The following is a 23,659-nucleotide window of genomic DNA, read 5'->3' as shown; positions in this document are numbered from 1 at the left end:
CATCTCACAGCCGATGCCACCCGCTGTCCGCGAAGCGCCCGGCAACTTCGCAAATCGGATCAGGGCAGCACGATTGGCAGCCGCTCCCAGCCCCGCACGGTCGAGGTCGGCGCGAGCTTGGCGCCTGCGTAATCGATGTCCCATTCGGGGAAGCGGTTGAGCAACTCGTCGAGTGCCACCCGCCCTTCGAGGCGCGCCAGGTTCGCGCCGAGGCAGTAGTGCACGCCCTTGCCGAACGTGAGGTGGCTGATCGTCTCGCGGTGGATGTTGAACACATCAGGGTTGTCGTAGCGCCGCGGATCGCGGTTGGCGGCCCCGAACAGCAGGAGCATCGCGCTGCCGGCGGGCACCGTCGTGCCGTAGCACTCGAAGTCGGCGATGACGTAGCGCCCGACGTGGGGCCCGGTCGGTTCGAAGCGCAGGGTCTCGTCGATCGTGCGGTTCAGCAACGAGCGGTCGTTGAGTACGTCGCGGCGTTGGTCGGGGTGCTCGGCGAGCACCTTGGCCAGCCAGCCGATCAGCCGGCCCGTGGTCTCGTTACCGGCGCCCGCCACCACTTGGGTGTAGTGCAGCACCTCTTTACGGGTCAGCTTGCGGGTGACGCCGTCGTCGTCGGTGAATTCGACGTTGAGCAGCGCGGTCATCAGATCATCGGACGGGTTGTGCGAGCGCCACTCGACGTAGTCGGCGTAGATCCGGCCGTCGGCGATGCGGTCGGGATCGGCGACTTTCATCGGGGTGCCGGGTTTGGTGCGCAGGTTGGCGTCGTTGGCATCGCGTACCGAAACCTGTTCGGACTCTGGGATTCCCAGCAGCATGCCGATCACCCGCATCGGCATCATCGAGGCCAGCTCGGCGATGATGTCGAAGCCGCCGGAGCCGACCAGCGGATCAAGGCAGCCGACGCAGTACCGCCGGATCTGGTCTTCGATCTCGGCCATCCGCCGAGGAGTGAACACCCGCGACATGAGGCCCCGCAGTTGGGTGTGGGCGGGCGGATCCTGGAACATCATCACGCCGCCGGGCATGTCGAAGTCCGACTTGATCAGCTCGAGGATGTCGCTGCGGCTGTTGGAGAACGTCTCCCAGTTCGACAGCGCGGCCTCGACGTCGGAGTGCCGCGACAGCGTCCAGAAGTCATAGCGCTCGTTGTGGTAGATCGGCGCTTCGTCGCGCAGGCGGGCGTACACCGGATACGGGTTGGCGACGATGTCGACGTCGTAGGGGTCGTAGTAGACGGTGTCATTCGCAATCGCCATGTCCATCCCCAGTCGTGGCTCGTCGGGTGCTGAGCGATCGCTCAAACTCTCGGGTGGTGCCATGTTTAGCAGCCCCGGCGAACACCGGTCAAGGGATGCGGTTAGACGAAAACGACGCCCGGGTTGAGGATGCCGGCCGGGTCGAAGCTGTGCTTGATCCGCTGCATCAACGCCAGCTTGGCCGGATCCTCCAGCTCGCAGAAATAGTCGGCTTTGGCCCGCCCGACGCCATGTTCACCGGAGATCGCACCGCCCAGTGACATAGCAAAAGCGAAGATGTCGGTGAGCAGCTTCTTGCGGAGCTTCCGGTCCTTGCAGAACAGCACGCCGTGCACATTGCCGTCGCCGGCATGCCCGCACCCGCTCATGCCGATGCCCTCGGCCAGGGCGATGTCGCGGGCCCGGCGCAGGAACTCCGGCATCGACGCTCGGGGAACCACGACGTCGATGATGTCGTCGGCGCCGATCGCCTTGGCCGTCCAGAACACGTTCTCCCGGGCCACGATCAATCGGCGAGCCGAATTGCCCTGTAGCACATAGGCATCCAGCGCGCCCCAGTCGCTGAGCAGCCCGCCCAGCGTCGCGGCGTCCTCGTCGAGACGATCGGTGTGGTTGTTCTCCAGAGCGACGACCAGGTAGGCCGCACACGTGTCGCGGATCTGCTCGGGGATGCCCAGTTCCAGTTTCTCGGCGTTGACGATCGCGGCCATCACGATGTTGTCGATGTACTCGACGATCGTGGGGTTCAGTCCGCTCGAGATGAGCTTCGGCACGGCGGCCATGACCTGGTCGAAGTCGTCGAACGGAGCCAGCACGGTCGCGCTGTGCGCCAACCGGGGTACCAGTTTGACGGTGACCTCGGTCGCCAAGGCGAGCGTGCCCTCGGAGCCGATGATCAGCTGGGTGAGGTCGTATCCGGTGGAGATCTTCGACATCTTGCCGCCGGTGCGGATGATCTCGCCGGTGGGCAGGACGGCCTGCAGGCCGAGCACGTTGTGGCGGGTGACGCCGTACTTCACGGCCCGCATGCCGCCTGCGTTGGTCCCGACGTTGCCGCCGACGCTGGAGGACAGCTCGCCGGGGTAGACCGTGTAGCTCAATCCCACCCGGGCGGTCTCGGCATCGAGTTCGGTCAGCGTGACGCCGGGCTGGACCACCGCGACGTGATTGTCGGTGTCGATCTCCAGGATCGCGTTCATCCGCTCGAACGAGATCAGCACGCCGTCGGCCACCGGTTGTGCCGCACCGGACAGGCCGCACCCCGATCCGCGGGCGGTGACCGGGACACGGTGTTCGGTCGCGGTCTTCAGCAGCGCGGCGACTTCCTCGGCGGAGGCCGGCTTCGCGAGATAGGCGGGGCGTTGAGGCGGGATCGTCAACGCCTCGTCGTGGCCGTAGTCGTCGCTGATGGCGTCACCGGTCAGCAGATGGGTCGGTCCGACGATGTCGGCGAAGAGCGTCGCCAGATCAGGCATGAATCTAGACGCTAGCCAGCAGGACTCAGAATGGATAGCTCGCCCGGGAAGATCGTCAGCTGGTAGATGGTGCCGTCAGGTCCTTGAGCCAGCTTGACGGTGCTGCCCGCCGTGTTGTCGAAGCTCCTCACGCCCAGCAGTGTCGAGTAGGTCGAATTGAACGACAGCACCTTGATCCAACCGCGAATGTAGTCGGCGATGAACACCGTGTTCTGGAAGCTCGGACCGAAGGCGTCACCCGTATACAGCAGCACCGAGGTGATGGCCGCGTTCCCGGTGGAGTGGTCGTAGGTGTAGATCGGATTGATGGAAGTGCAACTGGCGCAGGTGCCTTCGGCGTTCGGCCAGCCGTAGTTGCCGCCTTTGGTGATGAGGTCCAGCTCTTCCACGGCGTTGTTGCCGACGTCGCCGGCCAGCAGCCCGCCGTCGGGGGTGAACGCGATACGGAACGGGTTTCGCAGGCCGTAGGCCCAGATCTGCGGCACGGCCCCCGCGGTGTTGACGAACGGATTGTCCTGCGGTGCAGAGCCATCCGTCGGGTTCAACCGCAAGATCTTGCCGTGGATATTGGACAGGTCTTGGGCGTTGGCGCCGACGGTGTTGTCACCGATGCCCCAGTACAGCTTGCCGTCGGGCCCGAACGTCAACTCGCCGCCCTGATGGTTGTTGGCCTCCTCGTCGACCGAACGGAACAGCGGCAGTACCGAGTTGGGGTCGATGCCCTCAGCGGTCACGGTGTACCGGGACAGCTGGTAATGCGCGTCGGTGGTGGTGTACGCGACGTAGACATAGCCGTTGTCGGCGAAGTGCGGGTCGGCCGCGATACCGAGCAGTCCGCGTTCGCCCTCGGTGCGCGTCGGCAGGACCAGGAGTGGGTCGGGGCTCAGCGCGCCGTTCTGGTACACCCGGATCGCGCCGGCTTTTTCGGTGATCAGGATGCGACCGTCGGGTAGGACGACGAAGTCGGTGGGAGTGGACAGACCCGATGCGATTGGTGTGCGCTCGAATACAGGCGCACCGTTGGGCGTCGTCCCGCACGCCATGATCGCGTCGTAGGTCCGTTCGGCGAGGCGTTCCACCGCCCGCACCACCTGCTTGACCACGGGCTGCGCGGCGATCTGCTCGACGGCGTCCTCGGCTTGTTTGCGCACCCAGCCCAGCACTGCCCATGCGCCGAACGGATCCGGTGGCGGCGGCGGAATGTTCGGCGGCCGAAGGTCGGACACGAAGAGCGCGCCGTAGGTCGCCACCGTCTTGAGGAGGTTGCAGGCACACGCGGTGACGTCCGAAATGATCGAGTTGGCCGATCTGGCTGTCGCGACCGGCCTGGCGTTGGCGGGCTGTATGCGGGGGGTCGTGGACGCGGCCGTCTGCGCCGAAGCGGCGGGCATCTTGCGGGCGGTGGCGGCGGATTGCGGTCGAGGTCGCGGCGCAGCCCGACCGGTCCGGGGTGCGTGCGACGCCGTCGAGCCGGAGTCAGAGGTGCTGTCGGCGACCGCGACACCGGGCGAGGACAGCAGCGCCCAACCGAAGATCAGCGCGGCGGCGATGATGCCAATGCGCACAACGTATTTGGCGTGCACCATGGGTGCCCCCCGGGACGGTGGTCAGTCAACTGACGGCGAGGCCAATTCTGTCACCCACGCGCGGTACGCGGAGGCCATTCTGTGAAGTCGCTGCAAACGGCCGGCGGGTGGTGTTGACGACCAGTTGCACGAGTTGGAGGGCGAAAGTCCCTTAACCCGGCCGGAGGCCCTCATGAAGATAGAGGCATGACCGATAAGGCAGTTGAAGTCGTTTCCTGGGACCCCGAGGAGCACAGCGAGCTTCCGGGCTTCGCGCATGGAATCACCCGATACGGTGGCCACTGGTTCGACATCAGTGTGTCGATAGTGCCGGGGGAGACCGACGCGCTGGAGGCGCTGGACAAGGTGTTCGCGCGGCTCAGGGAGATCATCGTCGCCGAAGCGCCGAGCATTCAGTACTTCAGTGTCGACGTTCGCGTTGCATCCAAGACGCCCGTTCTTCATCCGAAGTGAGCGGGGCGAAACGACGAAAACCCCGCCGAGGCAGGGTTTTCGTTCTGAAGTGCGCCGTCAGGGTTTCGAACCCCGGACCCGCTGATTAAGAGTCAGCTGCTCTACCAACTGAGCTAACGGCGCGTGAACCGCGTGAGCGACAATAACAAACACCACTACCGAACATGAAATCCGGCTGGTGGCCCGAGTCGAGCCGCTGATCTGCGTGGTCGTCACCAAGCCGCAGATTCCCTTAGACTATTGCCAATCATTCCCAGCGTTCGCACAGCTAGCACGATTGAGGGCGGTATGTGGCAGGTCGGCACGGTGAACCGGCCGCGGTCTCGGACCCGGCTTGCAGCGTTGGCAATCATTCCCGCCCTGCTGATCGGTCTCAGCGGGTGCAGTAGCAATGACCCGGCTCCCGCCCCGGTGAAGGTCATCGCGGACAAGGGCACGCCCTACGGCGACCTGCTCGTTCCGCAGCTGACGGTGTCGGTCAAGGATGGCGCGGTCGACGTGCCGCTCGACCGCCCGGTCACGGTCAGCGCCACCGGCGGGGTGCTCGGGTCGGTGACGATGGTCAACGAGTCCGGCAAGCAGGTGGCCGGCACGCTGAGCCCGGACGGCGTCACGTGGTCGACCAGCGAACCGCTGGGCTACAACAAGAGCTACACGCTGAGCGCTCAGTCACTGGGCCTCGGCGGCGTGACGACCGAAAAACTGACCTTCGAGACGCAATCCCCGGAAAACCTGACCATGCCGTACCTGCTGCCGGGCGACGGCGAGGTCGTCGGCGTCGGTCAGCCGATCGCGGTGCGCTTCGATGAGAACATCCCGAACCGCCTGGCGGCCGAGCGCGCGATCAAGGTGACCACCAACCCGCCCGTCGAGGGCGCCTTCTACTGGCTGAACGACCGTGAGGTGCGCTGGCGCCCGCAGAACTACTGGAAGCCGGGCACCACCGTCGACGTTCAGGCCAACACCTACGGGGTCGATCTCGGTGATGGGCTGTTCGGCCAGCAGAACCTGTCGTCGCGCTTCACCATCGGTGACGAGGTGATCGCGACCGCCGACGACAACACCAAACAGCTGACCGTCCGGCGCAACGGCGAGGTCGTCAAGACCATCCCGATCTCGATGGGCAAGAACAGCACGCCGACCAACAACGGCGTCTACATCGTCGGCGACCGGCTGTCCCACATGATCATGGATTCGTCGACGTATGGTGTTCCGTCCAACTCGCCCAACGGCTATCGCACCGAAGTGGATTGGGCCACCCAGATGTCCTACAGCGGCATCTACGTCCACTCCGCGCCGTGGTCGGTGGGAGCGCAGGGGTATTCCAACACCAGCCACGGCTGCCTGAACGCCAGCCCGAGCAACGCGCGGTGGTTCTACGACAACACCAAGCGCGGGGACATCGTCGAAGTCCGCAACACCGTCGGTTCGACATTGCCGGGCACCGAGGGACTCGGCGACTGGAACATCCCGTGGGAGCAGTGGAAAGCCGGCAACGCCAACGCTTAGCGACGCTCGTCGAAGGTTCGGACGAACGACAGCACGCGCGGTGACAGGTGCGGGGGAGTCCATGGTTCGTGGATGGACCCGGGCGCGGATTTCACCGCGTCCAAGCCTCGTTGACCGCCGAAGCGGCCGATCAATTCTTTGACGGCCGCAACATCTTCCGCGACGGTCGGGTACATGATCGTGTCGATCTGCGCCTGTACGGCATTCATCTTCGGCTGGATCGCTTTGACCATGTCCAGCACGCTCGGATCGCGGGTCATCACCGCCAGCTCGTCGGGCGCAAGCCACGTCCGGCCCGGCTGATTCGCGCACTCCGCCATCTTCCGGCGGTCGAGGTGGACGTCCACGTGCGGCTCGCCGAGCCGACGGGCGGTGAACTGAAACCGCAGTGCATCAGCGTCGTCGTGCTGCAGCCAGTCGTGCAGCTGGCTCAGCCAGCGGTAGTCGAACGATGATTGCTTCAGGTCGTCGAACAGTGCGCTGACCGCCGTGGCCTGGACGCTGTTGTGGCCGAAGGCTTTCACCGCGTTTGCGACCGATTGCTCACGGTGCCTGTGCAGCGCGCCGGTGACCGAGGACAACGCCGCTCCGATTGTGCGACGGCGCTCCGCGGTGATGCCCTCGTCGAACGTCGACCCGTGGGTGGTCTGCAGATCGAGCACGATCCCGGTTACCACATCTGACAGGGTGTCGCTCTCAATGATGATGTGCTGCAACAAATCTCGGTTCACCATCGTGCGCAGTCGGTCGTATGCCTCGCGGTACCGTCGGTTCTCGGTGTCGGTGAGTGCACACACCTTGTCGAACATGATGCCGGTGTCGTTCGTCGGCCGCGCGCCGGACGCCTGCAGGCTGGCCATCAGCTCGCTGCTGCGAGCCGTGATCTCGTCGGCCGGTGGGGCGCCCCCGTCGAGCCAGCGCCCGCACTCCCGCCGCAGCGCGGCCAGGCAGTGCTTGAGCGAGGCGTGCACCGCCGAGAGGGTCATCCGGTCGCGGACGTCCGCCGTGCGGTAGTAATCGAGCGTCACCGACGTCATCGCATGTGCCAATGCCTGAAGGGCGCCGAGGACGACCAAGACGGCTGGGTCGCCCGCCGGTGGGGGATCGGCGGCCGCGGCGCCCTGCCAGATCTCCCAGGCATCGGCGCAGTAATCGAAGGGATCATCGGCGTCGATCGCGCCGAGGGTGGCGCGGAAGGCGTCGAGTCGGTCTGTCCAGACGCTCAGCTGCGGGGCGTCGGCCGCGAAGTCCCCAGAGTCGGTGATCGTGTCGAGGCCGTCCATCCTGCAACCCTCCCCCAGCTAAGTGGTGCAGTGATTACTCGACGGTAACTCATGTGCGAATAATTATCGCGCTTAACTGCGACGAACAGACGAAATCGCTACCGTTTCGTCGCCTTGAATGAGCAGATGAGCGCTTGTGAGGCACGCGAGGGAGGGAATCGATCCGCTGGTCAGAGTGGACACTTGTCCGGTGTGGGCGGCGGTAAAGACGTGCTGCCAGCGCTACGCCGAAAGCTGGTTGCCGAACTTGGTGGCAACCTGCAATCCGGCCATTGCGGCGGCGCTCCTCGCCTTGACAGCGGCAGGGGCTGGCAAACCTTCATGTTGCCACCGCTGGCATTCTTTGCGCACCGCATCCAACTGGTCGATGAGCGACGCATGGACCCCAGAGAGCGTCGGGTGGACGTCGCGTGTGGTCGAGCTGTGACGATCCCGGGCCGTCAACGTCATCGCCCCGGCCAACACCTCAATTACCCCCAGCACGAGAAGCATTGCCGGATCGGTGGCCGGCGGGGGATCGGAGATTGCTGCGCTCTCCCAGATGTCCCACGCGTCCTCGCAGAAGCTGTAGGGATCGTCGGCGTCGATCGCATCGAGCGCGGTGACGAACGCGTCAAGTCGATCGAGCCATGCAGCTAGTTGCTGCGAACCATCGAATTTAGCGAATCCGTCAACACTCATCCCTCGGGTCCCTTCGCGATATGCGTCCCCCCGACGCCAAGCCGTTGGTCAGGTCTATACCCCGTGGGAAAACTTTTGAATCATCAATCTTTGCCAGGGCGCGACGGCACGTGAACAGTCGGGGAACGCAGCCGATCGCGTGAGTGCTGAAAGCCCGACTCGCGCAGGCCACCGACAAAGCATGCTCCGTGATAAGTGAACTATTAGCTCGCTCTTAGTCCGCCGACCTACGCTGCCGTAACTAGTCGGGTGCGGAGGTGATGGTTGAAGCTCAGCATCGAACCCGCCGGCGTCCCGCTCATCGCCGTGGTCGGCCTGCTGCCCATGGGCACCGCGGTATCGGCGTACCTCACGTGGTCGATGTTCGGGAATGTGTACGGCGGGGGCGCATTCCTCGGCCTGTTCGTCGTGGGTATCGCCGCCGAAAACGTCCGGCAGAAGCACAGCCTCACCCGACAAGCGCTGGCCGACGCCGAGGCCGTGCACTACATCGCACGTCTGCGCGAGGCCGCACGCGAGTCCGGGGTAGATCTGAGCGCGCCGCCGTGGACCGACGAGGCGCAGGGAAGTGAACGGTACGGCGATTGAGACGTTACTCATCCTCACGAATCGGCAATACGCAGCCACGAGACCCGCCACGGTAGGGGGATAAGGGGACCGTGGCGGGCCTCTCCACGTGAACGCACGGAGACACGCGACCGTTCCCGGTCGCGGTCGTGGCACAAAAAAGTCAGGGAGCCGATCGGCTCCCTGACTGGTAGGGGTGGCTGACGGGACTCGAACCCGCGACAGCCAGGATCACAACCTGGTGCTCTACCAACTGAACTACAGCCACCATTGCCGCGAGCCGTCCGGAGGCGGCAGCAGCGTCGTCGATACTAGCCGTTGTCGGTCGCTTCAGCCGAATCCGCGCCACCCACCTCGTCGATCTCGGCGGCCGCAGCGGTAATTTCGCTGGTCGAAGGCCCCGGCTGGGGCACGAACGCGGTGCGCCGGTAGTACTTCAGCTCGCGGATGGACTCTCGGATGTCGGCCAGTGCGCGGTGGGCCAACCCCTTCTCCGGCTGGCCGTAGTAGATCCGCGGATACCAGCGCCGGCAGAGCTCCTTGATCGAGCTGACGTCGATCATGCGGTAGTGCAGGTAGTTGTCCAACGTCGGCATGTCCCGGGCGATGAAGCCGCGGTCGGTGGCGATCGAATTCCCGGCCAGCGGTGCGGTCTTGGCCTGCTTGACGTGGGAGCGGATGTAGTCCATGACCAGTTCCTCGGCGGCCGGCACGTCGATGACCGACGCGCGGACTTCCTCGGTGAGGCCGGACCGGCTGTGCATCTGGGCCACCACCTCGATCATGCCGTCCAGTGCCTCGTCGTCGGCGTGGATCACGACGTCGATGCCCTCGCCGAGAACATTCAGCTCCGCATCGGTCACCAGGGCCGCGATCTCGATGAGCTTGTCGGTCCGCAGGTCGAGCCCGGTCATCTCGCAGTCGATCCACACCAGTTCTTCACGCACAGCGCTCAACCCTAAGCCCATGCTGGCTTGTAGTGTCGTAGCGGCCATCACCCGAGCGACGACGGAGGCGGCCGATGACCAGCGAATCGACAGCGACCCCTGCCCAGCAGATCGCCGCCGGATACGCGACCACCGGGCAGGCGCTCGACCTCGGCTCGATCGTGGTCGATGGTGCGGTCGATCCGGCGGCACAGGTCCGCATCCCGCTGGCGATGATGAATCGGCACGGCCTGGTTGCCGGAGCCACCGGGACCGGCAAGACCAAGACGCTGCAGGTGATCGCCGAGCAGCTGTCCGCCGCCGGGGTGCCCGTCATGATGGCTGACGTCAAGGGTGACCTGTCCGGATTGGCGCGGGCGGGGGAATCCAATGACCGAACCCTGCAGCGCGCCAAGGACACCGGCGATGACGGCTGGACCGGTGCGCCGTTTCCCGTCGAATTCCTCTCGCTGGGCACCGGGGGCGTCGGAGTCCCGGTGCGCGCCACGATTTCCGCGTTCGGTCCGATTCTGTTGTCGAAGGTGTTGGGACTCAACGCTACTCAAGAGTCGACGCTCGGTCTGATCTTCCATTGGGCCGATCAGCAGGGACTCCCGCTGCTGGATCTCAAAGACCTGCGCTCGGTGATCACCTACCTGACCAGTGACGAGGGCAAGGCGACGCTGAAGACCATCGGCGGGGTGTCCTCACAGACCGCTGGTGTCATCCTGCGCGCCCTGGTCAACCTTGAAGCCGACGGCGGTGACACGTTTTTCGGCGAGCCAGAGATCGATCCGGCGGATCTGTTGCGGGTCGACGCGCAGGGGCGTGGCGTGATCACGCTGCTCGAGCTCGGAGACCAGGCGGCTCGGCCGGTGATGTTCTCGACGTTTCTGATGTGGGTGCTGGCCGACCTGTTCACCTACCTGCCTGAGGTCGGTGACGTCGACAAGCCGAAACTGGTGTTCTTCTTCGACGAGGCGCACCTGTTGTTCAAGGATGCGTCCAAGGCGTTCCTGCAGCAGGTCGAGCAGACGGTCAAGCTGATCCGCTCCAAGGGCGTCGGCGTCTTCTTCTGCACCCAGTTGCCCACCGACGTGCCCAATGATGTTCTCTCCCAACTGGGTGCGCGCATCCAGCATGCGTTGCGCGCGTTCACCCCCGACGACCAGAAGGCACTGTCGAAGACGGTGCGCACCTATCCGAAGACTCAGTTCTACGATCTGGAAACGGATCTGACGTCGTTGGGTATCGGCGAGGCCATTGTCACCGTGCTCTCCGAGCGTGGCGCTCCGACCCCGGTGGCATGGACTCGGCTGCGTCCGCCGCAGTCGTTGATGGATACCATCGGTCCCGACGCCATCAAGGCTGCGGCACAGTCGAGTTCGCTGTTCGCCAAGTACGGGCAGACCATCGACCGCCAGTCCGCGTACGAGATGCTCGCGGCGAAACTCGCCCCGCCGCCGGAGCCGGAGCCGGAGCCCGTCGACTTGCCGCCGCTGATGCCGACCGGGATCGACCTGCCGCCGATGCCCCCGCCGCAGAAAGCCGAACCGGGTGTGCTGGATCAGGTGATGAACAGCCCGGCGTTCAAGAGCGCGATGCGTTCGGCGGGCACGGTGATCGGCCGCGAGATCACCCGCAGCATCTTCGGCACTGGCCGCCGCCGCCGGCGCTAGGCGTGCGCCGAGATCGACGAATTGCGGCCTGCCACTCGCACTTTCGCTGCCATATGTCGGTTTGGGTGGAAAGGGCAGTGGCTAGTCGCCGCCCAGCTTCTTGTACACCGCGCCGACGATCGGCGTCACGATCGAGCGCGGCGCGTACCCCGACGCCACCGACATCGCCTTGGAGGTCAGTCCGGGCACCACGCGCATCTTGTTGTGCTCCAAGCCATCCAGCGAGATCCGCGCCGTGTACTCGGTGTTGATCCACAAGAAGTCGGGGATCAGTCGCTCGACCAGTGACTGCTCGTCGGGGTCGGGCAGTTCGGTGCGGACCGGGCCCGGGGCGAGCAACGTCACGTGCACGCCGGAGCTCTTCAGCTCACCGCGCAGTGACTCGCTGAAGGTGTTGGCGAACGCCTTGGTCGCGGCATAGGTGCTGTTGTTCGGGATCGGGGAGTTGCCTGCGGCCGACCCCGAGATCAGGATGCCGCCGGCCTTGCGGGCGACCATCCGCGGCAGCACCGCCAATACCAGATCGTGCACGCCGAGGACGTTGAGCTGAACCTGCGCGCGCTCCGCCGCCGGATCCAACTTGGCGACTGGGCCGAACGTGGCGGTCCCGGCGTTGGCGCACAGGATCGAGATCTCCCGGCCGGCCAGCTCGTCGGCGAACGCGGTCCGGGCCTCCGGGTCGGCGAGATCCACGGCGCGAACCTCGACGTTGACGCGGTACTGCTCGGTCAGCCGCGCGGCGAGCTCGGCGAGCACGTCGCCGCGGCGCGCGGTGATGATCAGGTGGTGCCCGCGGGCGGCGAGTTCGGTGGCCAGCGCCTCGCCGATGCCTTGCGAAGCACCGGTGACGACGGCTCGACTGTCAGGGGAGGGTGCGGGTACTGGCATGCGGCAATCGTAGGGGGAGTCGTTATGGTTGCCGCATGAGCAGGCCGCCGTCGGTTGCCCAGACCGCCGGACGGTCGAAAGTCGTGGCATGGGCGTTGTGGGATTGCGGTTCCACCGGCATGAACGCGATCGTCGCCACCTTCGTCTTCGCGGTGTACCTGACCAGCACGGTCGGCCAAGGCCTGCCCGGTGGCACCTCACCGGCCAGCTGGCTGGGCCGCGCGCTGGCCATCGCCGGGCTGACCGTCGCGGTCCTCGCGCCGCTCACCGGGGTGCTTGTCCAGGCGCCGCAGCGCCGCCGCGCCGCCCTGACGATCCTGTCCGGACTGGCGGTGCTGTCGACGGCCGCGATGAGCCTCATCCACGCCCAGCCGACCTACTTCGCGGCGGGTCTGGTGCTGCTGGCGTTCACCGCGGCGTGCGGCGATCTGGCGAGCGTGCCGTACAACGCGATGCTGCGGCAGCTCACCACTCCGCAGACGTCAGGGCGCATCTCGGGGATCGGCGCGGCCGCCGGCTACTTCGGCAGCGTCGCGCTGCTGATCGTCATTTACACCGGCTTCATCGCGGGGAACGGGCCCGAGCGAGGTCTGTTCGGCGTCCCGGTCGAAGACGGCCAGAATGTGCGCGCAGCGATGCTGATGGCCGCGGCCTGGTTCGTCGTCCTGGCGCTGCCGCTGCTGATCACCGCGCACACCCTCGCGCCGACCGCCGACCTGGAGCCGGCACCCGCCCCGCAGGCCGGCGGCTACCGCCAGCTGTGGAACGACCTGAGATCCGAATGGCGGCGCGATCGCAACCTCGTGTATTACCTGATCGTCAGCGCGATCTTCCGCGACGGCATCGCCGGGGTCTTCGCGTTCGGCGCCGTGCTCGGCGTCAGTGTCTACGGAATCTCGCAGGCCAACGTCCTGATCTTCGGCGTCATCGCCAGCACGATGGCCGCTCTCGGTGCGGTCCTCGCCGGCCCCGTCGACGACCGGATCGGCGGCAAGCCCGTGATTGTCGCCTCGCTGGCACTGATGATCACCGTCGGCCTGACCCTGCTGTCGCTGTCCGGCCCCGTGGTGTTCTGGATCTGCGGGCTGCTGCTGGCGCTGTGCGTCGGGCCCGTGACGACGTCGGCCCGCACGGTGCTCCTACGGATGGTCAGCCACGGTAAGGAAGCGGTCGCCTTCGGCCTCTACACCACGACCGGCCGGGCGGCGTCGTTCCTCGCGCCGTGGCTGTTCTTCGTCTTCGTCGACGCGTTCCACGCCGATCGCGCCGGTCTGGGCGGCTTGTGCGTCGTGCTGGCGGCCGGGCTCTTGGGCATGCTGCTGGTGAAAGTGCCCAACCACCGAACGGATTAGCCGGCGCCGGTGCAAATCGTCAGGCCGCGGCCGGTGCGCTCGCGGACCGACGTGCCGTTCACCGACACACTGCACGTCACGTCGCGTCCGACGTTGACCACCGCCACGCTGGCCGATGTCCGCGCCGGCGACGCCAGGCTGACTTCCTTGCTCCACGGCAGCATCACGTTGAACTCGGTCTGCATGATGCCGCCGGTGTCGACGTAGGTGATGTTGATCGCGCGACCGTCACCGGAGACGGTGTAGACGACGGTGTCGGTGCCCGTCGGGCTGGTGGTCTCGGTGGGTAGCGGCGCCGCGGTACCCGGCACGCTGCTGGTCGTCGGCAGCGTGGGTCGCGTGGTCGACGGCACCAGGGTGGTGGCCCGCGGGGTGGTCGTCTCCGACGACAGCGGAGGCAGCGGCGCCACCACGGTCGACTCCCTGGCCGAACTGGTCACGATCACCAGCGCGATCACCAGTCCCACCACCAGCAAGACCGCGACGGCTGCGGCGATCCACAGCCACTTGGGCGACTTTGGCGGGGGCGGCGGCGCGGGCGGCTCATTGCCCGGCTGGCCCCCGCCCTGGTACCAGTAGGAGGGCAGCTGCTCGGTGGGTTGCATTGTCGGCGGGACGCCGGCCTGACCGTAGTTCGGGGTGCCGTAGCCGGGTCCGTAGTACTGCCCGGCGTAGGCGGGATCGGTGCTCGGCGGATATCCGTTGCCGGCCGACTGCGTCGGGTCAGACCACTCTGGTCGACGCGGATCGTTCATTCCCACCTCATGCTTGCAGGCTACCTGCGAGTGGCAGCCGGGGGTCCTTGCCTGTTGCTCAAGCAACGTGTTTACCACCGGCAGGTGATGTGGAACGTGTTACTGCAGTAAGAGGAACCAAAGAAAGTGAGGTTGCGTGGAACCCGACGTGCGTGCGACGTACGGTGCATCGCTGTCGCCGGATGCGACGGCCTTCGCTCATATCGTCGACGACGGCGGATATCCGCGTGCCGTCCAGCGGTTCCTGCGAGGGTGGCGGGCGAGTTCGTCCCGCGACGTCGAGCTGCCGGTCGAGGGGGCGGTGACCAGAGTCATTCACTCGGCCGACGGGCACTGGCTGGCGTGCCAGGTCGCCCCCGAGGGCAGCACCCGAAGCCAGATCTGGGTGGTCACCACCGACCCAGACGACCGGATGGCCTGGCGCATCGACGGCATGGGCTCCGACGGTATGGCCGGCACCGCGGAGCTGATCGCCTGGGACGGCACGCGGGTCTGCGCGATCCTCACCGGCGAGGACGGGGTCGGCCAGTCCAGCCTGATCGACCCGGCCGACGGCAGCGTGACAGTGCTCGATCGCCGCTCCGGCGGTCGACTGGTGGACGCCTGGGCCGGCTCGGCTCTGATCCGCGTCGGCCCGCGCGGTTACCGCGAGCTGATCATGCTCACCGGTCCGACCGAAATCGCTTTGCTGCCTTCGGATCCCGGCTCATCGACGGATATGGGCGTGATACTGGACGATCACCACCCGCGACGGCTGCGTTCGGGTCCTGATGGGGAGTACACCACGCTGTACCACCCGGCCTACACCTACGGGCCGGACTTCGCCGACGGCTACGTGCGTGCGCTGATCCGCAGCGACAACGGCTCCGACAACAGTCGTCTGCTCGAGGTGACGGTCACTCCCGACGGCGTCGCGTATCACGTGGTCGCCGAGCGCCGCGGTTACGATCTCGACGAATTCGTGGTCAGCGACGACCTGTCGACTGTCGCACTGCTATGGAACATCAACGGCTGCAGTGAATTACAGATCCTCGAGTACGTCGACAACACGCTGACCGAACCGATTCCACTGCCGAATCTGGTGGCCAGTGAACTGTCCATCAGTGCGGGCGGGTCGATGGTGGCGATGACGCTGCAGGGAGCCGACCTGCCGCGCACCGTCGAACTGGTCGATCCTCGGACACGGGAATGGGAGCGGATCGATCGCAAGCCCAGCGTCGGCCCGGTATCGGAGCGGCCGAGGTTGCACTTCGTGACCGCCCGCGACGGTCGTTCGCTGACAGGCTGGTTGTATTGCCCGCCGCCCGGTGTCGAGCAGACCGGGATGATGATCTACCTGCACGGCGGTCCAGAAGGTCAAGCCCGCCCGTCGCACAGTGAGATCTTCCCGGGGTTGCTCGAGGAGGGGATCGCGGTGTTCACGCCGAATGTGCGCGGTTCGGGTGGGCAGGGGCGGGAATTCGTGCATGCCGATGACAAAGACAAGCGCTTCGCCGCGATCGACGACGTCGCCGACTGCGCGCACTATCTCGTGGAGCATGGTCTGGCCGATCCTGATCGAATCGCTTGTGCGGGTTGGTCTTACGGCGGCTATCTGACGATGGCAGCGTTGGCCTTCCATCCCGACCTGTTCGTCGCCGGCGTCAGCATCTGCGGTATGAGCGATCTGGGCACCTTCTACCGCAACACCGAGCCCTGGATTGCGGCGGCCTCCTATGCCGAATACGGCCATCCCATCGCAGATCGGGATCTTCTCGACGCCCTCTCACCGCTGCAGCGGGTGGACAAGCTGACGGCACCGTTGTTGCTGGTACACGGCGGGACCGACACCAATGTTCCGGTCAGCGAGTCCGAGCAAATGGTCGAGGCCTTGCGGGCACGCGGGCGCACCGTGCGCTATCTGCTGTTTGCCGACGACGGCCACGAGATCGTCAAACGTGAAAACCACGCCGCACTGGCCCGAGCGGTCGCCGACTGGCTGGCCATGGCATTCGAGCGTGCCGAAAATTGGGATGTTTAGGAAACTTTCGGACGGGTAAACCCTTGTCCGCCAAGTCCTGCGGACGATCAAGGAGGCCAACCATGCGAGGCCGCGGAATCATAGGCGTGATCGTAATCGTGTGGCTGCTGATCGGAGTTTTCGCTCTCTGGCAGCGCGGTTACTTCTCCAACAGCCAAACCAACTGCGCTACTGCGGGGTCGATCGCCCTGACGGTGGTGGCGGGGCCGCTCAATTACGCCGGGGTCAATCCCAAGGTTGCGAGCTGCAATCTGCCGCAGCCCAGTCAGTAATGGCGAAAACAGTTCAGCAAGTGAGTATCTGGAGGAAGCAATGATCGTTCTCGGAGCAATCCTGCTCATCCTGGGATTCGTTCTGAAGGTTCAGATCCTGTGGACCATCGGAATCATCCTGCTGGTGATCGGCGCGGTGCTGTGGCTGCTCGGCGCAGTCGGCCGCCCGGTCGGCGGCAGACGCTACTGGTATTGACCGACGCGCCCGCGGGCGTGATGGTCGGCGGAGGACAACGCCGCCACCGTCATCGCCCGCAGCACGTCGCGTGAACGCCCCTGGTCGGCTCCCCTTGTCGCCAGGGGCTTCATGCTGTGTGGGGTCGAGTTCAGCAGCCCGAACACCGCGTGGGCCATCAACCGGGCGTCCGCCTCGGCGGTCTCCGGGTGGACCTCGCACAGCACGTCCACCCACACCTCGACGTAGCTGCGCTGCGCCCGCCGGACCTGGCGCTGTGCGGAGGCCGGCAGATGCGCGAGATCACGGTCCTGGATGCGGATCAGGTCGGACTCGCCGAGGGCGAAGTCGAGGTGGAATTCGATGAGGCCGGTCAGTGCCGCGGCCGGGTCATCCGCCTGTGCGACGACCTCACGCGCCCCGGCCAGCAGTCGCGTGCTGATGCCGACCAGAAGTTCGACCAGCAGGGCCTCTTTGTTGGGGAAGTGCCGGTACACCGCCGGGCCGCTGACTCCGGCCGCGGCGCCGATGTCCTCGATGCGGACGGCCTGGAAGCCCTTCTCCGCCATCAACCGTTCCGCAGCCGTCAGCAGGGCAGACCGGCGATCCGACTTCTGCCTGCTTCGACGGGTGGACGTTTCGATGGGGACCCTCCTGCACCAGGTCTGGACGTTTCGGTTAATCTTCACTAACGTTACATCAGTTAGTCGTCATTAACTCAATTTGCGACGGGACATCGACGATGGCATCGCCTCACCGTGAAGCGCATCTGCAGCTTGTCGAGCAGTTGCGCGACAAGTTGGCCACCGCGGCGCTCGGCGGCCCCGAACGCGCCCGGGAGCGGCACGTCGCGCGCGGCAAGCTGTTGCCGCGCGACCGGGTGGATGGGTTGCTGGATCCCGGCAGCGCGCTGCTCGAGGTCGCCCCGTTGGCGGCCGACGGAATGTACGACGACGAATGTCCGGCAGCCGGGATCATCACCGGCATCGGCCGGGTCTCCGGACGGGAGTGCATGGTCGTCGCCAACGACGCGACGGTCAAGGGCGGCACCTACTACCCGGTGACGGTCAAGAAGCATTTGCGCGCGCAGGAGATCGCGCTGCAGAATCGCCTGCCCTGCATTTACCTTGTCGACTCCGGCGGCGCCTTCCTGCCGCGCCAGGACGAGGTGTTCCCCGACCGCGATCACTTCGGCCGGATCTTCTTCAACCAGGCCACGATGAGCGCGGCCGGCATCCCGCAGATCGCCGCCGTGCTCGGCTCGTGCACCGCCGGTGGCGCCTACGTTCCCGCCATGAGCGACGAGGCGGTGATCGTCCGCAACCAGGGCACCATCTTCCTGGGCGGCCCACCGCTGGTGAAAGCTGCGACCGGAGAAGTGGTGACGGCCGAAGAGCTCGGCGGCGGTGACCTGCACTCCAAGACCTCCGGCGTGACCGACCACCTGGCTCACGACGACCGCGATGCCCTGCGCATCGTGCGCCGCATCCTCGCCACACTGGGCCCGCGCGAGCCGCGGCCGTGGGACGTGCTGCCCACTGTCGAACCGATCGCCGACCAGCGCGAGCTCTACGACGTCGTCCCCGTCGATGCGCGGGTGCCCTACGACGTGCACGAGGTCATCACCCGCATCGTCGACGGCGGCGAATTCAGTGAATTCAAAGCCGAATACGGCACCACCCTGGTGACCGGATTCGCGCACATTCACGGTCATCCGGTCGGCATCGTCGCCAACAACGGTGTGCTGTTCGGCGAATCCGCGCTCAAGGGAGCGCATTTCATCGAACTGTGCGACAAGCGGATGGTGCCGTTGCTGTTCCTGCAGAACATCACCGGATTCATGGTCGGCCGCGACTATGAGGCCAGCGGCATCGCCAAGCATGGCGCGAAGATGGTGACGGCCGTGGCCTGCGCCCGGGTGCCCAAACTGACCGTCGTGATCGGCGGGTCGTACGGGGCGGGCAACTATTCGATGTGTGGGCGCGCCTACTCGCCGCGGTTCCTCTGGATGTGGCCCAATGCCCGGATCTCGGTGATGGGCGGCGAACAGGCCGCCTCGGTCCTGGCGACCGTCCGCGGGGAGATGACGCCGGAAGAAGAAGATGCCTTCAAGGAGCCCATCCGCGCCCAGTACGAACACCAGGGCAATCCCTACTACTCGACCGCACGGTTGTGGGACGACGGAGTCATCGATCCGGCCGACACCAGAACTGTTCTGGGACTGGCACTCTCGGTGACCGCCAACGCGCCGGTCGAATCCGTCTCCTACGGCGTCTTCAGGATGTGACGATGTTCAACACTGTGCTTGTCGCCAACCGTGGCGAAATCGCCGTGCGGGTCATCCGCACGCTCAAGGCGATGGGCATCCGTTCGGTGGCCGTCTACAGCGACGCCGATGCCGGCGCACGGCACGTCACCGAGGCCGACGTCGCCGTACGCATCGGCCCGCCGCCGGCCCGGCAGAGCTACCTCGACATCCAGGCGGTCGTCGGCGCCGCTGTCCGCGCCGGTGCCCAGGCCGTCCATCCCGGTTACGGATTCCTCTCGGAGAACTCCGAATTCGCCGCAGCACTGGAACAAGCCGGGCTGGCATTCATCGGACCGCCGTCGGCCGCGATTCGCACCATGGGCGACAAGATCGCCGCCAAGGCGACCGTGTCGAAGTTCGGTGTCCCGGTGGTTCCGGGCATCGCCCGTCCGGGACTGACCGATGCGGAACTCATCGACGCCGCCGGTGACATCGGCTTCCCGATCCTGGTCAAGCCGTCGGCGGGCGGTGGCGGAAAAGGTATGCGCCGCGTCGACGACGCGGCCGACCTGCCTGCCGCGCTGGCCGCCGCGCGACGGGAATCCGGTGCCGCCTTCGGCGATGACACCCTGTTCCTCGAGCGGTTTGTCCTGCGGCCCAGGCATATCGAAGTCCAGGTGCTCGCCGACAGCTTCGGCAACGTCGTGCATTTCGGCGAGCGGGAGTGCAGCTTGCAGCGCCGCCACCAGAAGGTCATCGAAGAGGCGCCGTCACCGCTGCTGGATCCGCAGACCCGGGCCCGCATCGGCGCGGCTGCCTGCGACACCGCCCGCAGCGTCGACTACGTCGGCGCCGGCACCGTCGAGTTCATCGTGTCCGCCGACAGGCCCGATGAGTTCTTCTTCATGGAGATGAACACCCGGCTGCAGGTGGAACATCCGGTCACCGAACTGGTCACCGGTTACGACCTCGTCGAGTGGCAGGTGCGCGTCGCGGCGGGGGAGAAGCTGCCCTTCACCGCGGACGACATCACATTGACCGGGCACGCTATCGAAGCTCGGGTATACGCCGAGGATCCGGGTGCAGGATTCCTGCCGACCGGTGGTCCGGTGCTGGGATTGCTGGAGCCGTCCGGTGACGGTGTCCGGGTGGATTCCGGCCTGGCGCAAGGGATGACGATCGGCAGCGACTACGATCCGATGCTGTCGAAGGTGATCGCCTACGGTGCGGATCGCGCGGCCGCCTTGCGGACCCTGGACCGGGCGCTGTCGCAGACCGCGGTACTCGGTGTGGGCACCAACGTGGAGTTCCTGCGCTTCCTGCTGGCCGACGACGACGTGGCCGCGGGCCGGCTCGACACCGGCCTGATCGACCGGACGCCGTTCACTCCGGAGCCGGCGGGCGATGACGCGTTCATCGCTGCAGCGGCCTACCGCTGGCTGCAGCGCTGGCCGGCAACCCCGGGCGATCTCTGGGATGTGCCGTCGGGCTGGCGGGTCGGCGCGCCCGCACCGACCAGCATCCGGCTGCGCGCCGGTGACCGGACCGACCACGTCCACATCACCGGATCTCCGGCAGATGCCTCGGTGCGCATCGAAGACGGCGAAAGCCAGTCACTGTCAGCACAGTTGGATGGGGACCAGTTGTCGGTCACCATCGGCGGCGTCCGCAGCGGATACACCGTGGTCGCCGACGGCCACCAGATTTGGCTGGCCGGTGGCGGCCGGTCCGTGGTGCTGGAGGAAGTCCGCGAAGCGCCGGTACGCCCGGATGACGAGCACAGCGGCGACGCCGAACTCGTCAGCCCGATGCCTGGTTCGGTTGTCGCGGTGGGTGTTTCCGACGGTGACGAGGTCACCGCAGGAACCGTCGTGGTTGCCGTCGAGGCGATGAAAATGGAGCACTCCCTCGCAGCGCCGGTCGACGGGGTGGTCGAACTGCACGTCGCCGTGGGCGATCAAGTCAAAGTGGGGCAGCTGCTGGCCAAGGTCACAGCGAAAGAAGAGAAGGCACAGTAATGACTGACTATCTGTCCACGGGAACACTTCCCGACGAATACGCACAACTGGCCAAGACCGTGCGCGACTTCGCGACCGCCGTGGTCGCCCCGGTCGCCGCCGAACACGATGCGGCGCACACGTTCCCGTACGAGGTCGTGGCGGGTATGGCCGAGATGGGCCTGTTCGGCCTGCCGTTCCCCGAGGAGTACGGCGGCATGGGCGGCGACTACTTCGCCCTCTGCCTGGCACTGGAGGAGCTCGGCAAGGTCGACCAGAGCGTCGCCATCACCTTGGAGGCCGGCGTCTCGCTCGGCGCGATGCCGGTCTACCGATTCGGTAACGAGGCACAGAAGCAGGAGTGGCTGCCGCAGCTGACGAGTGGGCAGGCACTGGGCGCGTTCGGCCTCACCGAGGCCGGTGGCGGCACCGACGCAGGCGCCACCAAGACCACCGCGAAATTGGACGACGGGCACTGGGTGATCAACGGCTCCAAGCAGTTCATCACCAACTCGGGCACCGACATCACCCGGCTGGTCACCGTCACGGCGGTGACCGGAGGCGATAGCGAAAACCGGGAGATCTCCTCCATCCTGGTGCCGGTACCGACGCCCGGCTTCACCGCCGAACCCGCCTACGACAAGGTCGGCTGGAACGCCTCGGACACTCACCCGCTGAGCTTCGACGACGTTCGCGTTCCGGAGGAGAACCTGCTCGGTCAGCGTGGCCGCGGCTACGCCAACTTCCTGCGGATCCTCGACGAGGGCCGGATCGCGATCGCCGCGCTGTCGGTCGGTGCGGCGCAGGGCTGCGTCGACGAAAGCGTGAAGTACGCCGCCGAGCGCGCGGCCTTCGGCCAGCCGATCGGCAAGTTCCAAGCCATCGAGTTCAAGATCGCCCGCATGGAGGCCCGCGCGCATGCGGCCCGCACCGCCTACTACGACGCGGCGGCGCTGATGCTGGCGGGCAAGCCGTTCAAGAAGGAGGCGGCGATCGCCAAGATGGTCGCCAGCGAGGCCGCGATGGACAATGCCCGCGACGCCACCCAGATTCACGGGGGCTACGGTTTCATGAACGAATACGCCGTCGCCCGGCACTACCGGGACAGCAAGATCCTCGAGATCGGTGAAGGGACAACCGAAGTGCAGCTGATGATCATCGCCCGGCAGATGGGACTGTAGGTGAGCGAGTCGTCGGAGGAGAAGGTCGTCGTCCAGCGCGGCCTGTGGTACGAGGAATTCGAACTCGGGGTGCGCTACGTGCACGCCCCCGGACGCACGATCACCGAGGCCGACAACGTCTTGTTCACCACGCTCACGATGAACACCCAGGCGCTGCACCTCGATGCGGCGTTCTCCGATGCGCTGCCACCGTTCAACCAGCGGCTGGTGAACTCGATGTTCACCCTCTCTACGTTGGTCGGACTGTCGGTGACACAGCTGACGCAGGGCACCATCGTCGGCAACCTCGGATTCTCCGACATCGCTTTCCCCAAACCGCTTTTCCACGGCGACACGATGTATGCCGAGACCGTCGTCACCGACAAGCGGGAGTCCAAGAGCCGTCCCGGCGAGGGCATCGTGACGTTCGCGCACACCGCACGTAACCAGCACGGCGACATCGTCGCCACGGCGTCCCGCAAAACCATGGTCCGGAAGAAGCCCGCCTGATGGCATTGCACAATCCGGGACCGGCCTGGTTGTTCTGCCCCGCCGACCGTCCTGAGCGATTCGAAAAAGCCGCTGCCACAGCCGATGTCGTGATCCTCGATCTGGAGGACGGCGTCGCGGCCAAGGACCGCGAGGCCGCGCGCGAGGCGCTGGTGTCCACCCAGCTCGACCCCGGCCGCACCGTGGTGCGGGTCAATCCGTCGACCACACCGGATCATCCGCTCGACCTGCAGGCGCTGGCCCGCACGCCGTACACCACCGTGATGCTGGCCAAGACCGAATCCGCCGAGCAGGTGGCCGCATTGGCTCCGCTGGATGTTGTGGTGCTGATCGAGACACCGCTGGGCGCCCTCAATGTCGTGGAGTCCTCGCAGCCGGACAACGCGTTCGCCGTCATGTGGGGGGCCGAGGACTTGTTCGCCGTGCTCGGTGGCACCGCCAACCGCTATCCGGACGGTTCGTACCGGGAAGTCGCCAAGCATGTGCGGTCGCAGAGCTTGCTGGCGGCCAAGGCGTACGGCCGGCTCGCGCTGGATTCGGTGTTCCTGGACATCAAGAATCTCGACGGTCTTCGGGCCGAGGTGGACGACGCTGTGGCCGTCGGTTTCGACGCCAAAGTGGCGATCCATCCTAGCCAGATCGCGGTGATTAGGGAGGGCTACCTTCCTAGCGCTGAGCAGGTAGGTTGGGCGCGACACGTGCTCGAGGCGGCCCGCAATGAACGCGGTGTCTTCCAATTCGAGGGCATAATGGTGGATGCCCCGGTGCTACGGCGAGCAGAGCGCATAGTCCAGCTAGCGCCCGACCCCGGTCACTAGCTGGAGCCTGCTACAACAGGTTTGCTCCGACCGCCTCCGCACCGGA

Annotated in this window: 22 protein-coding genes and 2 tRNA genes; 13 read left to right on the top strand and 11 right to left on the bottom strand. The window is 66.1% G+C overall.

The window, feature by feature from the left end; all coding sequences use genetic code 11:
• Positions 1-59: 59 nt before the first annotated feature.
• From K0O64_RS20720 to K0O64_RS20710, 3 genes are all read right to left on the bottom strand, one after another.
• Positions 60-1,259, bottom strand: coding sequence for a cytochrome P450 (locus K0O64_RS20720; protein ID WP_220045725.1), 1,200 nt, complete (start codon positions 1,257-1,259; stop codon positions 60-62).
• Between the two features lie 101 nt (positions 1,260-1,360).
• On the bottom strand, positions 1,361-2,734 hold the full coding sequence (locus tag K0O64_RS20715) for an FAD-binding oxidoreductase (RefSeq protein ID WP_220045724.1): 1,374 nt from the start codon (positions 2,732-2,734) through the stop codon (positions 1,361-1,363).
• A gap of 11 nt (positions 2,735-2,745) precedes the next feature.
• Entirely contained in the window at positions 2,746-4,320 is a 1,575-nt protein-coding gene (locus tag K0O64_RS20710) for a PQQ-dependent sugar dehydrogenase (RefSeq protein WP_225933502.1), read from the bottom strand.
• A gap of 186 nt (positions 4,321-4,506) precedes the next feature.
• On the opposite strand from K0O64_RS20710, the gene K0O64_RS20705 reads away from it, so the two are divergent.
• Positions 4,507-4,773, top strand: a complete 267-nt coding sequence (locus K0O64_RS20705; protein ID WP_220045723.1) for a hypothetical protein — start codon at positions 4,507-4,509, stop codon at positions 4,771-4,773.
• A gap of 50 nt (positions 4,774-4,823) precedes the next feature.
• Here K0O64_RS20705 and K0O64_RS20700 read toward each other — a convergent pair.
• Positions 4,824-4,896: transfer RNA gene (locus tag K0O64_RS20700), tRNA-Lys, on the bottom strand.
• Positions 4,897-5,061: 165 nt separating this feature from the next.
• On the opposite strand from K0O64_RS20700, the gene K0O64_RS20695 reads away from it, so the two are divergent.
• Positions 5,062-6,282: a L,D-transpeptidase gene (locus K0O64_RS20695; RefSeq protein WP_220045722.1), complete on the top strand. Its 1,221-nt coding sequence runs from the start codon at positions 5,062-5,064 to the stop codon at positions 6,280-6,282.
• Here the strand turns inward: K0O64_RS20695 and K0O64_RS20690 are convergent.
• A complete protein-coding gene (locus K0O64_RS20690) occupies positions 6,279-7,565 on the bottom strand; it encodes a hypothetical protein (RefSeq protein WP_220045721.1) in 1,287 nt (428 codons plus the stop codon). The two genes, K0O64_RS20695 and K0O64_RS20690, sit on opposite strands and share 4 nt — an antisense overlap.
• 222 nt (positions 7,566-7,787) lie before the next feature.
• Positions 7,788-8,246, bottom strand: a complete 459-nt coding sequence (locus K0O64_RS20685; protein ID WP_220045720.1) for a hypothetical protein — start codon at positions 8,244-8,246, stop codon at positions 7,788-7,790.
• A 264-nt stretch (positions 8,247-8,510) separates the two neighbouring features.
• On the opposite strand from K0O64_RS20685, the gene K0O64_RS20680 reads away from it, so the two are divergent.
• Positions 8,511-8,834 (top strand): hypothetical protein, encoded by a 324-nt coding sequence (locus tag K0O64_RS20680; RefSeq protein WP_220045719.1) that lies wholly within the window; start codon positions 8,511-8,513, stop codon positions 8,832-8,834.
• Positions 8,835-9,008: 174 nt separating this feature from the next.
• On the opposite strand, the gene K0O64_RS20675 is transcribed toward K0O64_RS20680, so the two are convergent.
• Positions 9,009-9,081, bottom strand: a tRNA-His gene (locus tag K0O64_RS20675).
• 43 nt (positions 9,082-9,124) lie between these two features.
• Positions 9,125-9,760, bottom strand: a complete 636-nt coding sequence (orn, locus tag K0O64_RS20670; RefSeq protein ID WP_220045718.1) for an oligoribonuclease — start codon at positions 9,758-9,760, stop codon at positions 9,125-9,127.
• A 74-nt stretch (positions 9,761-9,834) separates the two neighbouring features.
• Here orn and K0O64_RS20665 point away from each other — a divergent pair, with 74 nt between their 5' ends.
• Complete coding sequence (locus K0O64_RS20665; protein ID WP_220045717.1) at positions 9,835-11,418, top strand: helicase HerA-like domain-containing protein; 1,584 nt, start codon at positions 9,835-9,837, stop codon at positions 11,416-11,418.
• Between the two features lie 81 nt (positions 11,419-11,499).
• Here the strand turns inward: K0O64_RS20665 and cmrA are convergent, their stop codons facing one another.
• Positions 11,500-12,306, bottom strand: coding sequence for a mycolate reductase (gene cmrA / locus K0O64_RS20660; protein WP_220045716.1), 807 nt, complete (start codon positions 12,304-12,306; stop codon positions 11,500-11,502).
• A gap of 35 nt (positions 12,307-12,341) precedes the next feature.
• Here cmrA and K0O64_RS20655 point away from each other — a divergent pair, with 35 nt between their 5' ends.
• Complete coding sequence (locus tag K0O64_RS20655) at positions 12,342-13,658, top strand: MFS transporter (RefSeq protein WP_220045715.1); 1,317 nt, start codon at positions 12,342-12,344, stop codon at positions 13,656-13,658.
• On the opposite strand, the gene K0O64_RS20650 is transcribed toward K0O64_RS20655, so the two are convergent.
• Entirely contained in the window at positions 13,655-14,413 is a 759-nt protein-coding gene (locus tag K0O64_RS20650) for an MmpS family transport accessory protein (protein WP_071942843.1), read from the bottom strand. The two genes, K0O64_RS20655 and K0O64_RS20650, sit on opposite strands and share 4 nt — an antisense overlap.
• 136 nt (positions 14,414-14,549) lie before the next feature.
• Here K0O64_RS20650 and K0O64_RS20645 point away from each other — a divergent pair, with 136 nt between their 5' ends.
• From K0O64_RS20645 to K0O64_RS20635, 3 genes are all read left to right on the top strand, one after another.
• Complete coding sequence (locus K0O64_RS20645) at positions 14,550-16,433, top strand: alpha/beta hydrolase family protein (protein WP_096311947.1); 1,884 nt, start codon at positions 14,550-14,552, stop codon at positions 16,431-16,433.
• Between the two features lie 62 nt (positions 16,434-16,495).
• Complete coding sequence (locus tag K0O64_RS20640; RefSeq protein WP_220045714.1) at positions 16,496-16,705, top strand: hypothetical protein; 210 nt, start codon at positions 16,496-16,498, stop codon at positions 16,703-16,705.
• Positions 16,706-16,745: 40 nt separating this feature from the next.
• Positions 16,746-16,901: a DUF6131 family protein gene (locus K0O64_RS20635; RefSeq protein WP_096311946.1), complete on the top strand. Its 156-nt coding sequence runs from the start codon at positions 16,746-16,748 to the stop codon at positions 16,899-16,901.
• On the opposite strand, the gene K0O64_RS20630 is transcribed toward K0O64_RS20635, so the two are convergent.
• Complete coding sequence (locus tag K0O64_RS20630; protein WP_174714201.1) at positions 16,889-17,524, bottom strand: SACE_7040 family transcriptional regulator; 636 nt, start codon at positions 17,522-17,524, stop codon at positions 16,889-16,891. The genes K0O64_RS20635 and K0O64_RS20630 overlap by 13 nt on opposite strands.
• A 98-nt stretch (positions 17,525-17,622) precedes the next feature.
• Between K0O64_RS20630 and K0O64_RS20625 the strand changes: the two genes are divergently transcribed.
• Genes K0O64_RS20625 through K0O64_RS20605 form a run of 5 tightly spaced genes read left to right on the top strand, consistent with a single transcriptional unit; the run spans position 17,623 to position 23,613 of the window.
• Entirely contained in the window at positions 17,623-19,167 is a 1,545-nt protein-coding gene (locus K0O64_RS20625) for a carboxyl transferase domain-containing protein (protein ID WP_096311944.1), read from the top strand.
• Positions 19,168-19,169: 2 nt separating this feature from the next.
• Positions 19,170-21,146 carry an acetyl-CoA carboxylase biotin carboxylase subunit gene (locus K0O64_RS20620; RefSeq protein WP_096311943.1) on the top strand — a complete coding sequence of 659 codons (1,977 nt, stop codon included), beginning with the start codon at positions 19,170-19,172 and terminating at the stop codon, positions 21,144-21,146.
• Positions 21,146-22,306 carry an acyl-CoA dehydrogenase family protein gene (locus K0O64_RS20615; RefSeq protein WP_096311942.1) on the top strand — a complete coding sequence of 387 codons (1,161 nt, stop codon included), beginning with the start codon at positions 21,146-21,148 and terminating at the stop codon, positions 22,304-22,306. The genes K0O64_RS20620 and K0O64_RS20615 overlap by 1 nt, the downstream gene beginning before the upstream one ends.
• A complete protein-coding gene (locus tag K0O64_RS20610) occupies positions 22,307-22,795 on the top strand; it encodes a MaoC family dehydratase (RefSeq protein ID WP_096311941.1) in 489 nt (162 codons plus the stop codon).
• Complete coding sequence (locus tag K0O64_RS20605; protein ID WP_096311940.1) at positions 22,795-23,613, top strand: HpcH/HpaI aldolase/citrate lyase family protein; 819 nt, start codon at positions 22,795-22,797, stop codon at positions 23,611-23,613. The genes K0O64_RS20610 and K0O64_RS20605 overlap by 1 nt, the downstream gene beginning before the upstream one ends.
• The last annotated feature ends 46 nt before the right edge of the window (positions 23,614-23,659 follow it).

Origin of the sequence: Mycolicibacterium pallens, from assembly GCF_019456675.1 — a bacterium.
In the GTDB taxonomy this organism is placed as follows: Bacteria; Actinomycetota; Actinomycetes; order Mycobacteriales; family Mycobacteriaceae; genus Mycobacterium; species Mycobacterium crocinum.
This window is presented reverse-complemented; position numbering and strand designations above follow the sequence as displayed.

Excerpts from the sequence above, each read along its gene's own strand:
- K0O64_RS20720 (WP_220045725.1), bottom strand. The coding sequence starts at position 1,259 with ATGGCGATTGCGAATGACACCGTCTACTACGACCCCTACGACGTCGAC.
- K0O64_RS20715 (WP_220045724.1), bottom strand. The coding sequence starts at position 2,734 with ATGCCTGATCTGGCGACGCTCTTCGCCGACATCGTCGGACCGACCCAT.
- K0O64_RS20710 (WP_225933502.1), bottom strand. The coding sequence starts at position 4,320 with ATGGTGCACGCCAAATACGTTGTGCGCATTGGCATCATCGCCGCCGCG.
- K0O64_RS20705 (WP_220045723.1), top strand. The coding sequence starts at position 4,507 with ATGACCGATAAGGCAGTTGAAGTCGTTTCCTGGGACCCCGAGGAGCAC.
- K0O64_RS20695 (WP_220045722.1), top strand. The coding sequence starts at position 5,062 with ATGTGGCAGGTCGGCACGGTGAACCGGCCGCGGTCTCGGACCCGGCTT.
- K0O64_RS20690 (WP_220045721.1), bottom strand. The coding sequence starts at position 7,565 with ATGGACGGCCTCGACACGATCACCGACTCTGGGGACTTCGCGGCCGAC.
- K0O64_RS20685 (WP_220045720.1), bottom strand. The coding sequence starts at position 8,246 with ATGAGTGTTGACGGATTCGCTAAATTCGATGGTTCGCAGCAACTAGCT.
- K0O64_RS20665 (WP_220045717.1), top strand. The coding sequence starts at position 9,835 with ATGACCAGCGAATCGACAGCGACCCCTGCCCAGCAGATCGCCGCCGGA.
- cmrA (WP_220045716.1), bottom strand. The coding sequence starts at position 12,306 with ATGCCAGTACCCGCACCCTCCCCTGACAGTCGAGCCGTCGTCACCGGT.
- K0O64_RS20655 (WP_220045715.1), top strand. The coding sequence starts at position 12,342 with ATGAGCAGGCCGCCGTCGGTTGCCCAGACCGCCGGACGGTCGAAAGTC.
- K0O64_RS20650 (WP_071942843.1), bottom strand. The coding sequence starts at position 14,413 with ATGAACGATCCGCGTCGACCAGAGTGGTCTGACCCGACGCAGTCGGCC.
- K0O64_RS20640 (WP_220045714.1), top strand. The coding sequence starts at position 16,496 with ATGCGAGGCCGCGGAATCATAGGCGTGATCGTAATCGTGTGGCTGCTG.
- K0O64_RS20635 (WP_096311946.1), top strand. The coding sequence starts at position 16,746 with ATGATCGTTCTCGGAGCAATCCTGCTCATCCTGGGATTCGTTCTGAAG.
- K0O64_RS20625 (WP_096311944.1), top strand. The coding sequence starts at position 17,623 with ATGGCATCGCCTCACCGTGAAGCGCATCTGCAGCTTGTCGAGCAGTTG.
- K0O64_RS20620 (WP_096311943.1), top strand. The coding sequence starts at position 19,170 with ATGTTCAACACTGTGCTTGTCGCCAACCGTGGCGAAATCGCCGTGCGG.
- K0O64_RS20615 (WP_096311942.1), top strand. The coding sequence starts at position 21,146 with ATGACTGACTATCTGTCCACGGGAACACTTCCCGACGAATACGCACAA.
- K0O64_RS20605 (WP_096311940.1), top strand. The coding sequence starts at position 22,795 with ATGGCATTGCACAATCCGGGACCGGCCTGGTTGTTCTGCCCCGCCGAC.